The 15,192-nt window shown below is 71.8% G+C and carries 15 protein-coding genes; 4 read left to right on the top strand and 11 right to left on the bottom strand.

Features of this window, described 5'->3' with window-relative positions; all coding sequences use genetic code 11:
* Position 1: 1 nt before the first annotated feature.
* The 5 genes from BAW75_RS23040 to pdxR are packed head-to-tail and all read right to left on the bottom strand — an operon-like array spanning position 2 to position 6,062.
* Positions 2–886, bottom strand: a complete 885-nt coding sequence (locus BAW75_RS23040) for an ABC transporter permease (protein ID WP_013288207.1) — start codon at positions 884–886, stop codon at positions 2–4.
* Complete coding sequence (locus tag BAW75_RS23035; RefSeq protein WP_104114889.1) at positions 883–1,827, bottom strand: ABC transporter permease; 945 nt, start codon at positions 1,825–1,827, stop codon at positions 883–885. The genes BAW75_RS23040 and BAW75_RS23035 overlap by 4 nt, the downstream gene beginning before the upstream one ends.
* A gap of 22 nt (positions 1,828–1,849) precedes the next feature.
* Positions 1,850–3,292: an aldehyde dehydrogenase family protein gene (locus tag BAW75_RS23030; RefSeq protein ID WP_104114888.1), complete on the bottom strand. Its 1,443-nt coding sequence runs from the start codon at positions 3,290–3,292 to the stop codon at positions 1,850–1,852.
* Positions 3,289–4,524, bottom strand: coding sequence for a M20 family metallopeptidase (locus BAW75_RS23025; protein ID WP_104114887.1), 1,236 nt, complete (start codon positions 4,522–4,524; stop codon positions 3,289–3,291). Before BAW75_RS23025 ends, BAW75_RS23030 begins: the two co-directional genes overlap by 4 nt.
* An 11-nt stretch (positions 4,525–4,535) precedes the next feature.
* Positions 4,536–6,062, bottom strand: a complete 1,527-nt coding sequence (pdxR, locus tag BAW75_RS23020; protein ID WP_104114886.1) for a MocR-like pyridoxine biosynthesis transcription factor PdxR — start codon at positions 6,060–6,062, stop codon at positions 4,536–4,538.
* A gap of 185 nt (positions 6,063–6,247) precedes the next feature.
* Here pdxR and BAW75_RS23015 point away from each other — a divergent pair, with 185 nt between their 5' ends.
* The 3 genes from BAW75_RS23015 (at position 6,248) to BAW75_RS23005 (ending at position 9,945) form a co-directional block, all read left to right on the top strand.
* Positions 6,248–7,336, top strand: a complete 1,089-nt coding sequence (locus BAW75_RS23015) for a 3-isopropylmalate dehydrogenase (RefSeq protein ID WP_064447810.1) — start codon at positions 6,248–6,250, stop codon at positions 7,334–7,336.
* A gap of 7 nt (positions 7,337–7,343) precedes the next feature.
* Complete coding sequence (locus BAW75_RS23010; protein ID WP_104114885.1) at positions 7,344–8,300, top strand: formylglycine-generating enzyme family protein; 957 nt, start codon at positions 7,344–7,346, stop codon at positions 8,298–8,300.
* 124 nt (positions 8,301–8,424) lie between these two features.
* Positions 8,425–9,945, top strand: a complete 1,521-nt coding sequence (locus BAW75_RS23005; protein WP_064447812.1) for an ABC transporter substrate-binding protein — start codon at positions 8,425–8,427, stop codon at positions 9,943–9,945.
* 320 nt (positions 9,946–10,265) lie between these two features.
* Here BAW75_RS23005 and BAW75_RS32655 read toward each other — a convergent pair whose 3' ends face one another.
* From BAW75_RS32655 to BAW75_RS22985, 5 genes are all read right to left on the bottom strand, one after another.
* A complete protein-coding gene (locus BAW75_RS32655; protein ID WP_146074891.1) occupies positions 10,266–10,466 on the bottom strand; it encodes a hypothetical protein in 201 nt (66 codons plus the stop codon).
* Between the two features lie 254 nt (positions 10,467–10,720).
* Positions 10,721–12,172 (bottom strand): P1 family peptidase, encoded by a 1,452-nt coding sequence (locus BAW75_RS23000; RefSeq protein WP_104114884.1) that lies wholly within the window; start codon positions 12,170–12,172, stop codon positions 10,721–10,723.
* A 191-nt stretch (positions 12,173–12,363) separates the two neighbouring features.
* A complete protein-coding gene (locus BAW75_RS22995; protein WP_244206229.1) occupies positions 12,364–13,080 on the bottom strand; it encodes a FadR/GntR family transcriptional regulator in 717 nt (238 codons plus the stop codon).
* A 152-nt stretch (positions 13,081–13,232) separates the two neighbouring features.
* Complete coding sequence (locus BAW75_RS22990; protein ID WP_043328742.1) at positions 13,233–13,490, bottom strand: hypothetical protein; 258 nt, start codon at positions 13,488–13,490, stop codon at positions 13,233–13,235.
* Positions 13,487–13,813 (bottom strand): DivIVA domain-containing protein, encoded by a 327-nt coding sequence (locus BAW75_RS22985; protein WP_409074299.1) that lies wholly within the window; start codon positions 13,811–13,813, stop codon positions 13,487–13,489. The genes BAW75_RS22990 and BAW75_RS22985 overlap by 4 nt, the downstream gene beginning before the upstream one ends.
* Positions 13,814–14,078: 265 nt before the next feature.
* On the opposite strand from BAW75_RS22985, the gene BAW75_RS22980 reads away from it, so the two are divergent.
* Positions 14,079–14,495: a GntR family transcriptional regulator gene (locus BAW75_RS22980; protein ID WP_030503874.1), complete on the top strand. Its 417-nt coding sequence runs from the start codon at positions 14,079–14,081 to the stop codon at positions 14,493–14,495.
* A 15-nt stretch (positions 14,496–14,510) separates the two neighbouring features.
* On the opposite strand, the gene BAW75_RS22975 is transcribed toward BAW75_RS22980, so the two are convergent.
* Complete coding sequence (locus BAW75_RS22975) at positions 14,511–14,915, bottom strand: Asp23/Gls24 family envelope stress response protein (RefSeq protein ID WP_030503875.1); 405 nt, start codon at positions 14,913–14,915, stop codon at positions 14,511–14,513.
* Between the last annotated feature and the right edge of the window lie 277 nt (positions 14,916–15,192).

Genomic DNA, 15,192 nt, shown 5'->3' with positions numbered 1-15,192 from the left:
CTCACCGTCCTCTCAGCCGCGGGTCGAGGGCGTCGCGCAGCCCGTCGCCCATGAGGTTGAAGCCGAGCACCGACAGGGCGATGGCCAGACCGGGCCAGACGGCGAGCATCGGCTGCACGACGAAGTAGTTCTGGGCCTCCTGGAGCATCCGGCCCCAGGTGGGGGTCGGTGGCGGGGTGCCGTACCCGAGGTAGGACAGCGCCGCCTCGGCGAGCACCGCGTGCGCGAACGACACCGACGCCTGCACGATGAGCAGGGCCGCGATGTTGGGCAGCACGTACCGCACCATGAGCACCACACCGCGGCGGCCGTAGCTGCGCGCGGCCAGCACGAAGTCGCTCTGCAGCACCTGCATCGCGCCGGCCCGGGTGAGGCGGCCGAACACCGGGACGTTCGCGACGCCGATGGCGATCATGCCGGTGAGCGTGGAGGCGCCGAAGCCGGCGGCCAGGATGATCGCCAGCAGGATGGCCGGGAACGCGAACACGATGTCCAGCGCCCGCATCACCGGCTCGCTGAGCCAGCGGTGCCCGGTGGCGGCGAGCAGACCCAGCGGTACGCCGACAGCGGCGGCGATGGCGACGGCGACGACACCGACGAACAGTGTGGTCCGCGCGCCGACGAGGAGCTGGCTGACGATGTCCCGGCCGAAGTGGTCGGTGCCGAGCCAGTGGTCCCCGCCCGGGGAGAGCAGCGTCTGGGACGGGTCGACCCGGGTGGGGTCGTACGGCGTCCAGAGGAACGACACGAGTGCGGTGAGGACGACCAGGCCCACCAGGCCGGCGCCGATCACCAGCGTGAGGTTCCAGCGGCGGCGCGGCTTGACGGGGCCGGCCGCGACGACGTCGGCGGTGGCGTCCGGTGGGGCGTCGGCGACTGATGTCATGCCTTGCTCCTCAGCCTGGGGTCGACCGCGTGGTACACCACGTCGACGACGAAGTTGATCAGAAGCACCGCGGCGGTCAGCACCATCACGGTGCCCTGCACCTTCAGCAGGTCGCGGTTGCCCACGTCCTGCAGCAGCATCCGGCCGAGACCGGGCAGGCCGAAGACGTTCTCGATCACGACGGTGCCGATGAGCAGCGTCGCGAGTTGCAGGCCGAGGACGGTGATGACCGGGATGGCTGCGTTGCGCAGCGCGTGCCGGGTCAGCGCCTGCGAGCGGCTGAGGCCCTTGGCCCGCGCGGTCTGGATGAAGTCCTCCTGCATGACCTCGACCACCGCGGACCGGACGTAGCGCATCAGGATCGCGCCCTGGGCCACGCCGAGGACCAGCGCCGGCATCAGCAGGGCCTGCACGGCGCCGCCGACGTCGTCCCACCCGGTGAACCCGCCGGCGGGCAGCCACTGCAACTTCACCGCGAACACGGTGATGAGCAGGATGCCGAGCCAGAACGACGGAACGGCGATGCCGACCTGGCTCAGCGCGGACAGCGCCGTCCCGATCGCGGTACGGCTCTTCACCGCGGCGAGGATGCCCAGCGGCACGGCGATGAGCAGCGCCAGCGTCATCCCGGCCAGGATGAGCGGCACCGTCACGCCGAGCTTGTCGGCGATCTCCGAGCCGACCGACACCCCGCTCAGCGGCGAGATGCCGAAGTCACCGCGGATCAGGCCGCCGGCCCAGTCGAGGTACCGCTCGGTGAACGGCCGGTTCGTGCCGAACTGCTCCCGCAGCGCCTCCAGCGCCTCCGGGGTGGCGTTCACGCCGAGCATCGCCTGCGCCTGGTCGCCCGGCAGCAGCGCCAGCATCGTGAAGACGAGGATGGACGCGGCGAACAGCGATACCGCGAGGATGGCCAGCCGCCGGACGAAGTAGATCACCATGCGTGTGTGCTCCCACTCCGAATCATGGCCTGATCATCACCATCTTGGTCACGGTCAGCTCCTCCATGGCGAAGCGCGGTCCCTCCCGGCCGATGCCGGAGTCCTTGACGCCGCCGTACGGCATGTTGTCGGCGCGGAAGCCGGGCACCTCGTTGACGAGCACGCCACCGACGTCGAGGCGGCGCACCACGTCGAGGGCCACCGCCAGGTCGCGGGTGAAGACGGCGGCCTGGAGCCCGTAGCGGGACCGGTTGACCAGCTCGACTGCCGCGTCCATGTCCGGCACCGACCGGACGCAGACCACCGGCCCGAAGATCTCCTCCGCCCAGCACTCGGCGTCCTCGGGGACGTCGACGAGCACCGTCGGCTGCAGCACCCGGCCCTGCGCCGTACCGCCGGCCAGGCAGCGCGCCCCGGCGGCGACCGCGCGGTCCACCCACGAGTGGACCCGCTCGGTGGACGCCTCGTCCACCAGGGCGGACACGCGGGTGTCGGCGGACCGGGGATCACCTGTGGTGACGTTCGCCAGCAGCGGCCGGAGGCGGTCCAGCAGCGCCTCGCGGACCGGCTCCTCGACGATCACCCGCTGCACGCTGATGCACGCCTGGCCGGAGGCGTAGAACCCGCCGCGTACGACCGCTTCCGCAGCCCGGTCGAGGTCGGCGTCGCGGCCGACGACGAGCGCCGCGTTGGACCCGAGTTCCAGCAGCACCTTGCGCGGGGCCGCGGCGCGGGCGATCTGGTGGCCGACGTGCGCGGACCCGGTGAACGACACGGCGGCGACGCGCGGGTGGGTGGTCAGGAGCTTGCCGACCTCGACACCGCCGGTGACGAGCTGGACGCCGGCGGCCGGGCAGCCCGCCCGGCGGAACAGGTCGATCAGCACCAGCGTGGCCAGCGGCGTGTTCGGCGCCGGCTTGACGATCACCGGGCAGCCCGCCGCCGCCGACGGCGCGACCTTGTGCGCGGCCAGCAGCAGCGGGTAGTTGAACCCGGTGATGCCGACGACGACGCCGACCGGTCGGCGTACCCAGAAGCCGAGCATGCCCTCGCCGGCCGGCTGCATGTCCAGTGCCACCGTCTCGCCGGTGAGGTGTCCGACCTCCTCGGCCGCCGTCTCCAGCGTGACGAGCGTGCGGGCGACCTCGACCCGGCAGTCGACAAGAGGCTTGCCGGTCTCCAGGACCAGCAGTTCGGCGAGGTCGTCGGCGCGGGCGCGGACCTCGGCGGCGACTGTCGTGAGGATGGCGCGCCGCCGGTGACCGGGCAGGCCGGCCATCTCCGCGGCGACCTCGTGCGCGGCGTCGACAGCCGCTTCCGCGTCGGCGGTGTCACCCCAGGGCGCCTGGGTCACGGTGCTGCCGTCGTACGGGAAACGGACCGGCGCGGTCTGCGCGGTGGTGGCCCAGCCCGCGCCGATCGGCAGGCCGGCGGGCAGCGCGGTCAGCAGCTCCTGCGCGGTCACGACGCCGCACCCGTCGCGGCGCCGGTGAGGAAGGCCAGCGCCGCCTCGGCGTAGACCCTGGTCTTGCGGACGATGTCGTCGACCTCGACGTACTCGTCGGGCTGGTGGGCGATCCACTTCGGGCCGGGGCCGTACACCACGTTCGGGATGCCGCTGTCGCGCCACAGGATGGTGCCGTCGGTCGCGCCGGGCACGCCGCCGAAGACGGGCTCGGCGCCCGTGACGGCGCGGTGCGCGTCGGCCACGGCGAGCGAGATCGGGTGGTCCTCCGGGGTGACCGCGCACGGCCGGTCGTCGACGACCTCGACGGCGAAGGTGACGCCGTGCCGGGCGCCGATTTCGTCGGCGTCGGAGCGCACGCGCGCGGCGAGCGCGGCGTGGTCGACGCCGGGGACGGTCCGGCAGTCCACGCCGAGCACGGCGCGGCCGGGGATGACGTTGAGCTGGTCGGCGGAGCCGGCGTCCAGGACCGTGGGGGTCAGGAACGTCAGGCCGAGGTGCTCGTGCTCCCCCGGGTCGGCCTGCAGCTCCTTCTGGTACCGGCCGAGCGCGGCCACCAGTTCCGCCACCGCCGGTACGGGGTTGCGGCCGTGCTGCGGCATCGCGCCGTGCGCCATCTTGCCGGTGCAGGTGACCAGCAGGCGGACCGCGCCCTTGGCGACCGCGCAGATCTCCTCCGCCTCCGGCTCGCAGATGATCGCGGCGTCCACCTCGCGGGCCAGCGCGGTGGTGGTGAAGTGCTTCGCGCCGAGCATCTGGCCCTCCTCGTCCACCAGGGCCGCCACCACGATCCGGCCCGGGAACGGTCCGGCCAGCTCGACGGCCCGGGCCGCGTGGATCATCGCGGCGACGCCGGCCTTCATGTCGGCGGAGCCGCGACCGTACAGCCGCCCGTCGACGATGTCGCCGCCGAACGGGTCGACCGTCCACTCCTCGGGAGAACCCTCGGTGACGACGTCGGTGTGCCCCTCGAACATCAGCGTCGGGCCGGGCAGGCCGCCCTCCACCACCGCCACCACGTTGGGCCGCCCGGGAACGACCTCGGTGACCTCCGGCCGCCAGCCGAAGCCCCGCATGACCTGCGCGACGAGCTCCGCCACTGGCTGCTCGCTCCGCCCCTGCGCGGCGTCCCAGGTCGAGGGGATGCGGACCAGGTCCTGGGTGAGCGACACGACGGCTTGCTCGTCCACGAGATGGCCGGCGCGGAGGGAGGCATGGGTGTCCGACGTCATGGCGTCGGAGGTTACGAACTCCGACCCCGGAGGGGAACGTCCAGTTTCCGGGTCGGTGGGGGTACCAGCCGTGGCCGGACCTGGTCTTCTACGGCCGCGGCGACCCGCCGGACCCCCTCGTCGATCCGGTCCAGCGGCATCACCTGGTACCCCAGCCGCAAGTGGTGACGCGGGGTGGGGCGGGTGGTCCAGTACGGCTCGCCCGGGTCGAGCAGGACACCCTGGCGGCGCAGGTCGACGGCGAGCTGCCCGGCGTCCAGACCGGGCGGGCCGGTGATCCACCGGGCCAGGCCGCCGCGCGGCACCGGCTGCGGCCCCCAGCGCACGTGGCGCTCGATCGCGCGCGTCATCTCCTCGTACAGCCCCTGGTAGTGGGCGCGGATACGCCGCACGTGGCGGGCGAGGTCCCGGCTGGCGATCATCCGGGCCAGGGCGCGCTGCATCGGTCCGGGCGGGTGGCGCAGCACGTAGCGGGAGCGGGCCCGCATCGCCTCCACCAGCGCCGGGGACGCCACCACGTAACCGAGCCGCAGGCCCGGCGCCAGCAGCTTGCTGAAGCTGCCGAGGTAGACCACGCGGTCCTCGTCGTCCAGCGCCCGCACCGCGACCGCCGGGATGCCCCGGAACGTCATCTCCGGGTCGTAGTCGTCCTCGATCACCACCGCGTCCGCCGCGCCGGCCCGGCGCAGCAGCTCCTCACGCCGGGACGCCGACATCGTCGCGCCGGTCGGGTACTGGTGGCTCGGCGTGACGTACACCAGCTCCGCGCCGTGCAGGTCGGCCGGCAGGTCCTCCACGACGAGGCCGTCCTCGTCCACCCGGCCGGGCACCACGTCGGCGCCCGCCATCTGCATGATCGTCCGCGCGTCGGGGTAGCCCGGGTCCTCCACCAGCACGACGCTGCCCGGCCGGACCAGGACGCTCGCCAGCAGGTGCAGCGCGTGCGTCGAGCCCAGCGTGATCATCACCTGGTTCGGCTCGGCCGAGATGCCACGCGACGGCAGCACGTGCTCACAGAGCTGGCGGACGAGCTGCGCGTCGTCGGCCTGGCCGGCGTCCCCGATCACCCGGGACAGCCCGTCCTGCCGTACCGCCTCGCGCTGCGCCCGCTCCCACGCGCCGGTGGGGAACATGCCGGGATCCGGCTGGCCGACGACGAAGGGGAACGGCGCCCGCGACCACGCCGGGTCCCGGTGTACGGGGGTGGGCGGCGGCTCGGGCAGCCGTGCCTCCCAGTCGATGGGCCGCGTCGCGGAGCGGGAGGTCCGGCGCGCGGCCCGCATCCGGACCACCGCCTCGGAGGAGACGTAGAGGCCGCGCCGGGGAATCGTCGCGATCAGGCCCTGCTCCATGAGCCGGTCGTACGCGGTCAGCACCGTGTTCCGGGAGACGCCCAGCGCCTCGGCCAGACGGCGGGTGCTGGGCAGCGGGCCGTCGTCGTACTGCCCCGCGAGGATCGCGTCCTCGAGCCCCGTGATGATCTGCTCGTAGAGCGGAACCGAGCTCTGCGGGTTGACCGGCAGCAGAAAATCCGCCATCTCGACCTCCCCACCTCTCGCGGGGATCTCGCCTCGTCCCGTCGTCGCACTCCTGCGCACACCATCCGCATCCCGCTGGTACCAGCCTAGCCGGAGACCTGGACCTGTTGCGGAGGGCCCGATCCCGCCACTCTTGGCCGACGATGGCAGGTGAGGGTCTCCTGCACGCGGACAGAGGTGGACTAATGAGCGCCCAGCGAATCGCGCTGGTGCCCGGCGACGGCATCGGACCGGAGGTCACCGCGCAGGCGGTCAAGGCGTGCGACGCCGCCGCCCAGCGGTTCGGGCTGGACCTGGTCTGGGAAGACTACGAACTCGGCGCGGACTACTGGCGGATCACCGGCCAGGTCGTGCCGCCGGACGTGGAGCGGGAACTGGCCAAGGCGGACGCCATTCTCTTCGGCGCCGTCGGCGACCCCTCGGTGCCACCCGGGGTGCTGGAACGCGGCCTGGTCATCCATCTGCGGACCGCTTTCGACCAGTACGTCAACCTGCGGCCGGTCAAGCTGCTACCAGGTGTGCCCTCGCCCATCGGCGGGCTGCGTCCGGAGCAGTGCGACCTGGTGATCCTGCGGGAGAACACCGAGGGCGCCTACGTCGGTGCCGGCGGTTTCATCCACCGGGGCGGGCCGGACGAGATCGCCACCCAGGAGTCGGTCAACACGCGCAAGGGGGTCGAACGCCTCATCCGGCACGGTTTCCGGCTGGCCCTGACCCGCCGCAAGCACGTGACCCTGGTGCACAAGGCGAACATCCTCACGTACGCCGGCGACCTGTGGCAGCGGACCTTCGAGGAGGTCGCGGCGGAGTACCCGGAGATCTCGGTGGAGTACGTGCACGTCGACGCGATGTGCCTCTACCTGGTCACCCAGCCGGAGCGGTTCGACGTCGTGGTCACCGACAACCTGTTCGGCGACATCATCACCGACCTCGGCGCGGCCGTGCAGGGCGGTCTCGGCCTGGCCGCGAGCGGCAACCTCAACCCGACCGGGTCGGCGCCGAGCATGTTCGAGCCGGTGCACGGCTCCGCGCCCGACATCGCGGGCCGGGGCTGGGCCAACCCCGCCGGGTCGATCCTCAGCGCCGCGCTGATGCTGGAGCACCTGGGCCACCCGGAGGCGGCCCGCAGCCTGGAGGACGGGGTGAAGGCGGTGCTGCCGCGCCTGGGCGCGATGCGCGGGCCGGAGATGGGCATGTCGACGGAGGACTTCGGGGACGCCGTCGCCGCCGCCATCAGCGAGGACGCGTACCAGGCGGACGCCCTGCCGGCGTAGCGCGGATGTGAGCACCGAATCGGCTGAACCGGACGACGGCGGAGGAAGCCCTCCGCCGTCGCCGTGTTGCGCGCCGAAACGCCCGCCCGCCGCCGCCGGATCGACGGCCGGCCCCAGTGCCGTCCGCGCCGGCCCCGCCGGTACGGACGACCTGATCGCGCTGCCCGGCGGTACCTTCCTCATGGGCACCGACGATCCGGAGGGCTTCCCCGAGGACCTGGAAGGGCCGGTCCGCCCGGTCACCGTGGCCCCGTTCGAGATCGCCGCGACACCGGTGACGAACCGGCAGTTCGCCCGCTTCGTCGAGGCCACCGGCTACCGCACCGACGCGGAACGGTACGGCTGGTCCTTCGTCTTCCACCTGCTGCTCGCCCCGTCCGCGCGCCCGTGGGTGCTCGACGCCACGGTGCCGGGCGCGCCCTGGTGGCTGGCGGTCGAGGGGGCGCGCTGGGCGGCCCCGGACGGGCCCGGCTCGGGCCTGTCCGGACGCGAGCGGCATCCGGTCGTCCACGTCTCCCACCGGGACGCCGAGGCGTACTGCGAGTGGTCGGGGACGCGGCTGGCGGCCGAGGCCGAGTGGGAGTACGCGGCACGCGGCGGGCTGTCCCAGGCCCGCTACGCCTGGGGCGACGAGCTGACCCCGGGCGGGCGGCACCTGTGCAACATCTGGCAGGGCGCCTTTCCCGCTGTCAACACGGCGGACGACGGGTTCGTGGGCACCTCTCCGGTGACCGCGTTTCCGCCGAACGGCTACGGCCTGTACGACGTCGCGGGCAACGTTTGGGAACTCACGGCCGAACCCTGGCGCGACCGCCGAGGACACGTCTCACCAGGTGAGAGCGTCATCAGGGGTGGTTCGTACCTCTGCCACGACTCTTATTGCAACCGTTACCGCGTGGCCGCACGGAGTCGGACCACCGTTGACTCCTCAAGTGGCAACACCGGATTCCGGGTGGCCCGGTAGTCAGACGCCGATTGGTACCTGCCGACCCCGCTGAACTGGCCCTTTTGCATCAGGTACCACACTCCTAGTGTCCCGCCTCACAGGCTACGAGCGCCCTTGGCGTTCTTCGCGATGGGACACACGAATGAATCGGCTGAAGATAACGCTGCCCGCCGTGCTGCTCGCCACGGCGCTGGCTCTGACCGCGTGCAGTAGCGATGGTGACTCCGAGACCACCACCGGCGGTGGCGGTTCCGGCAACGGTACGGTCACCCTCGGTGCCTACCTCGAGCCGGTGAGCCTCGACCTGACCGCCGAGGCCGGCGCCGCGATCCCGCAGGTCCTGCTCTACAACGTGTACGAGGGCCTGGTGCGCCAGAACGCGGACACCGGTGAGGTGGAGCCGCTGCTGGCCAGCGAATGGAAGATGTCCGACGACGGCACCAAGTACACGTTCAAGCTCCGCGACGGCGTGACCTTCCACGACGGCCAGAAGCTCACCGCGCAGGACGTGGTGTGGAGCTTCAAGCGGGTGACCGCGGAGGGCTCGACGAACCCGTTCAAGTCCCAGATGACGGTCGTGAAGACCGTCGAGGCGCCGGATGCGTCCACGGTGGAGGTGACGCTGTCGCGGCCGAGCCAGAGCTGGCTGTTCGACGTCGCCGGCCGCGTCGGCGTGGTGCTCAAGGAGAACGCCACCGACCTGGGGACCAAGCCGAACGGCACCGGCCCGTTCAAGTTCGACAAGTGGAACCGCGGCGACAGCATCACCCTGGTGCGCAACGACGGCTACTGGGGTGAGAAGGCGAAGGTCGCCACCGCCGTCTTCCGCTACATCACCGACGCGAACGCGCTGAACAACGCGATGCTCTCCGGCCAGCTCGACATCGTGGCGAACATCCAGGCGCCGCAGCTGCTCGAGGTGTTCAAGGGCAACAAGCAGTTCCAGGTGATCGAGGGCAAGACGACCGGTGAGGTCGTCCTGTCGATGAACAACAGCAAGGGCCCGCTGGCCGACGTCCGGGTGCGCCAGGCGATCCGCCACGCGATCGACCACGACGCGCTGATCAAGACCGTGTGGTCCGGCTACGGCACGAAGATCGGCAGCATGGTGCCGCCGAGCGACCCGTGGTACGAGGACCGCACCGGTGACTTCCCGCACGACCCCGCCAAGGCCAAGCAGCTGCTCGCCGACGCCGGTCACGCGAACGGGCTCACCCTGACCATGGACGTCCCGCCGCCCGGCTACGCCCGCGCCTCCGCGCAGTTCGTCGCCTCGCAGCTCGCCGAGGTCGGCATCAAGGTGACCCAGAACAACGTCGAGATGCCGCAGTGGCTGGACAAGGTGCTCGGCAAGGCCAACTACGACATGTCGATCATCGCCCACGTCGAGCCCCGTGACCTGGTCCGCTACGGCCAGCCGGAGTACTACTACCGGTACAAGAACCCGGCCGTCACGCAGCTCATGAACGAGGCCGACACGGCCCTGGACGCGGCCACCCGGGACAAGAAGTTCGCCGAGGCCGCGAAGGTCATCTCGCAGGAGGCGGCCAGCGACTGGCTGTTCCTGCTGCCGAACCTGGCGGTGATCCGCGACGGCGTCGAGGGCTACCCGAAGGACGCCGTGACCCAGTCGTTCGACGTCACCAAGGTCTCCAAGAAGTAACCAGCACCACGACGTAGAAGGACCTGGTGGGCTCCGCCCACCAGGTCCTTCTACGTGTGCCTGCACCCGCGATCTTGCAGTTGCGGCCCCCGGTGCGGGGGGATTCACCCCTTTCGTCAGGGCACAAGGCGCAAGATCGACGGCCCGGAAGGATCCCGGGAGCCGGGGTCCTCCCGGCGCAGCGGGGCGACGGGCTTCGGGGCGGGCGAGTCGGCGTGGCGGCCCGCAGTGCGCGAGGAGGTCGAGGTGATGGTGCAGGCGTGCCTCGGGTCGCCCCGACACCGGCTGGCCCGGCAGCGGCTCGGGCCGGCCGACGGCCTCTAGGGCAACGCCCGGGGCACCGGCACGAGCATCGCCGAGCCGGGTTCGCGTTGCCCGGACGCGGGACGTCGACGATCGTCGCCGAGCCGGGGCTGAACTGCGTACGCCCGGCCCTGGAGTCCGGCGACAGCGCTGCGCAGCAACCCGCCGAGGCGGCACGCCCCCCACGCCTGGCCGGCTGCGTCCGGCGCGCCCAGCATCTGCCCTGCTTCGAGGTGCGCGGGCCGTGACGGCCCACTCCGCCGATCTTGGAGTTGTGGCGCCCAGGATGCCCGAGTGGCGACTTTTGTGAGCCACCACAAGTCCAAGATCGGCAAGGCGCACGCCGGGCGCGCCGCGCGGGGCGGGTGGGGTGAGGAACGCAGCGAGGCGGGTCCCGTCCGGGGTGGACGGAACCCGCCTCGATCGTTCACACGCGCCTGGCTACCGGCGCGAGGGTGAGACGGCGTGCGTGTCAGGCGAGCTGGTCGGAAGCCTGCCCCCGGCGGCGACCCCGCAGGTGCATGCCCAGCAGGCCGACGCCCAGGATGCCGGCGGCCAGCAGGCCCGTGGTCACGCCCGTGGAGAGCGTGGGACCGCCGGTGTTGTCGGAGGCGAGGACCATGCCGTTCTGCGACTCCTGCTGCGTGGTGTTGCCCGCCGGAGCGGCCTTCGGCTTGGGCTTGGGCTTGCCGTTGTCGGCACCGGCCGGCGCGGGGACCGGCGTCTGCGCCAGCGCCTGCGTGGCCTGGGCGAAGGTCTCCGGGGTCACGTCCGGGGCGTTGCCCTGGGTACGCCACTGCTTGAGCTGCTTCATGCCCTTGCAGGCCGAGGGGTAGCGGTCGCAGTAGCTGGTGGTGTTGCCGATGCTCTCGGACGAGAGAACGGCCTTGGCGATGGCACGGGCCAGCGTGCTGGCGCCGGCGTTGAAGATGGCGTTCAGCTGACGGGTGTCGGCCGGGTCGTTGATCTGCAGCGCCTCGCCCTTGCCGGTGGACACGGCGAAGACGGTGTCACCGTCGCCCAGGGTGTGGATCGGGCTGATCGCGCGGGCCATGCCGTCGTGCGCGTTGCCGGACATCCGCTGGGCGGCGGCCTTCTCCAGCGGCGCGTTGGTGGCGACCACGGCGATCGTGGTGTTCGCCGGCTGCTGGGCGGCGGTGCTCGGCGGGTTGCACTCCTTCTTCTTGGGAGCCTTGTACCCGGCGAACTCGTTGCCGATGCCGAACTTGACGCCGTACAGGGTGCAGTCGGCCGGGTCGACCGGGGAGCCGGCCGGGTTGACGATCACCATCGCGCCGACGTAGATGCCGTCGCCGAGGTGGACGCTGGCGGTGCCGACGCCGCCGCGCAGGCCGCCGCCACGGGCGCCGGTGCCGCCGCCGACGCCGCCCTGACGGACCGGGCCGTCCGAAGTGGCCTGCGCCGCGAGGTAACCCCACTCGGCGGAGGTGCGCGCCTTCGGGTCACCGCCACGGCCGAGGTCGAAGATGTCCGCGGCCGGAACGATCGGGGCCACACCGCCGGCGCCGACGCGTACGCCCTCGCCGCGGTCCTCCAGCCAGCGGATGATGCCGTTGGTGGCGGACAGCCCGTACATGCTGCTACCGCCGAGCTGGATCGCGTTGACGCCCGGGTTCGAGTTGAGCGGGCTGAGCAGGTCGGTCTCCTTGGTGGCGGGGGCGCCGCCACGCTGGTCCACACTCGCCACAGACATCTGCGGCATGTACACGACCGAGGTGCCGGTCAGGTACGGGGCGGTGTCGGACTGGACCTGGCCGACCTGGATGCCGGGAACGTCGGTGATGGCGTTGTGGGCGCCCGGGGCGCCAGCGGCGGGGTTGGCCGACGCGGGCGACCCGACGAGCACGAGTCCCGGACAGACCAGGGCTGCCGCGGCGATCGCGGCGAATCTGGACGACTTCATGGAGCTTCTCCCATGCGAAGCACTGCGACTCCCGCCCAGCTTGGGACGGTCGCGGCATTGGTCAACTGCGGAGTCCCCCGTGTACACGACGGTGATGTGGGGGAGGCTACTGGTCAGACCAGTTGAAGGGAAGAGCTGCTCAGCTAATGGCCGACCTTGCATCGTCCGAGGTCAGGCCACATCAGGCGGATTCAGAGCAATACGTCCACCATCGAGCGGCGCGACTCCGGCACGTACTCGGCGTAGTAGCGGTGCAGTTCCTCGCGGGTCAGCCGGGTGACCTCGTCGGCCTCACCGGCGCGCATCGCGTCGAGAACGCGACGGTGGTGGGCCAGCGTGCGTTCCATCAGGGCCTCGCGGTCCGGCGCCTCGGCGAGCTTGGTGGAGATCAGGTCCAGCACCATGCTCCGGACCGCGTCGAGGCAGAGCACGAGCAATTCGTTCCCGGACAGCCGGGCGACGTGCTCGTGGAAGCGCACGTCGGCCGCGCTGAACGCCTCGTAGCCGTCGGCCACCGCGTCCCGCATGCCCGCCAACGCCTGCTCCAGTTCGTCCAGCTCGGACGGTGACGCCATCCGGGCGGCGACGGAACCGGCCGCCGACTCGATGATCATCCGGAACTGGAGCAACTCCGCCACGCCGAGCCGCCGGCTGTCCACGACCCGGGCGAACAGCTTGCGCATCGCCGAGGCCGTCGAGGCGATCACCTGCGGCCCGAGCGGGTCACCGGGACGCGAACGGATCAGGCCGCTGCTCTCCAGCACGCGCAGCGCCTCACGCACAGTGGACCGGCTGACGTCGAACTGCGTCGTCAGTTCGCGCTCGCTCGGCAGCCGGTCCCCCGGCCGCAGATCCCCGGCGGCGATCCGCTCCTCGACCTGCCGGACGATCCCCTCGTACGCCCTCACGGTTCGCACTGGAGCGAACGAGACACCCTTCGGCATGGCGAACCTCCCGACGCACGGCGGCCTCGCGCCGCTGGGAACAACGGTACGGTGCATCGACCCGTGCGGCGGTCAGCCCCCGCCCGTCGCGACGAGTGCGCAGGCCGGGCGGCGGGTCACCGGAGCGGCCGGCGGGCGCACGGGCCGTCGTGGTCGGCCCGCAGCAGGCAGCGCCGGCCGTCTCCCATCCGCAGATCACAGAAGACCCGATGGCGTACGCCCTGCTCGTCCTCGGCCGAGACGGTGGTCTCGCCCGGGTCGGCCTGGGCGAGCACGCCCGACCAGCGGGCCACGACCCGGGCCAGGCGTACGGCGCCGGCCAGGTCACCGGCGACGACCGGCAGGTGGATGACGAACCGCTCGCGGGGACTCATCGACGGTACGCTCCCGCGTTCATCCGCATCTGCGCCTGCTCGGACTGCCAGCGCCGCAGCGCGTCCCGGACCCGCGCGGTCTCCTCCCGGCTGACGCCGAGCGCCCGGTAGACGTCGGCCAGGTCGAGCGCCACCCGGTCGAGGAACTCGTGCACGTCGGCCGGGTCGAGCCCGCGCCGGCCCAGCCGCGTCGTCCGGAACCGCCGTTCCCGCACCTGCCAGGGGCGCAACGGCGTGTAGTTGGCCGCCCGGTAGCAGCCCGGCTGGGTGGTGCCGCGACCGGCTCGCGCGCGCCGACCGGGCCACCGGATGTTCCACCGCACGAACGCCTGCCTCTCGTGGTCGAAGGGACTGGAAGGGCGGGACCACCCGCCCGCCGCGCGCGGGCGGACCCGCCCGCCCCGCCACCGCAGCGTCACTTCGCGGTACGGCACCGGGGCAGTCGAGATTGAGCGCACTCGAAGGAGTCATGTCCGCCGGTTACCGCGCGAACACGCTCCGACCATAGCAAGAATCCAACATGGCTACAATCCATCATTGCTATAAAGCCTTGATGGATCAGATCTATCGGGGCACAAGGCTTACGTCATGACCATCGATCCGCGCTCGCACACGCCGGTCTACGTCCAGCTCGCCGACCTGATCCGAGAGCAGATCGAATCGGGCGCGCTGCCGCCCGGGGCGAGCGTCGGCAGCGAGTCGCGGCTCAGCCAGGAACACCAGATCGGCCGCGACGCGGTCCGGATGGCGATATCGCTGCTGCGGTCGGAAGGGCTCGTCACCACAAGCCGTCCGCTCGGCACGCGGGTCCGGGAGACGCCGCAGCGCAGGCAGGTGGAGCTGGCCGCGGGCGCGAGAGTCGTCGCGCGGATGCCTACCGGTGCCGAGCGCCGGAACATGCTGCTGGACGAGGGCGTACCGGTGCTCGAGATCCACGGCCCGGAGGGCGACGTGGAGTTGCTGCCGGGCGACGAGGTGGAGCTGACCCGCCCGGCACACGACTGAGCCGGGCGGCGCTCGTCAGACGGTGGGCGTACCCATCGCCACGTCGTCGACCCGGATGTTGATCTCGGCGGCGCGCAGTCCGTACGCCTCGATCGCGGACGCCACAGCGGCCCGCACCTCGTTCGTCACCTGCGGCACCGGGTGGCCGGCATCGATCACGAGGACGAGGTTGACCACTGCCGACCCGTCGGTGACGTGCGCCGAGCAGCCGCGCCGCGCGTCCCCGACCTGATCCAGCCCGACCCGGTCCAGCACGGCGTTGAAGAAGCGGGCGATGTCGCCGCCCAGCTCGGCCACCCCGGGCACCGACTTCGCGGCGGCCACCGCGATCTTCTCGACCACCTCGTCCGACACCGAAGTGCTCCCGCCCGCGACCACGCCAGGTGTCACCGGCAGCTCCTGAGTAGCGTCGTGCTCCACGCGCCCCACCCTCCCTCGTCCGGGGGAGCGTACATCGACCGTCGATCATGGAGTTGCGGCCCCGACAGAAGCCGCGAAACAGGCGCTCCCGGGGCCGCAACTGCAAGATCGCGGGGTTGTGGGGGTGGCGTGGGCCCGAGGTTCGGCGAGCGCCTCCCGTCACGCGAGATCGGCGTTCCGCCAGGTGGGAGCGGTGGAGATCTTGGTACGAAAGGGCCCCTATGGGGGCCGATTCGTACCAAGATCTCCACCGCTCCCACCTGGCGGAACGCCGATC

Source organism: Micromonospora chalcea (assembly GCF_002926165.1).
Lineage (GTDB): Bacteria > Actinomycetota > Actinomycetes > Mycobacteriales > Micromonosporaceae > Micromonospora > Micromonospora chalcea.
This window is presented reverse-complemented; position numbering and strand designations above follow the sequence as displayed.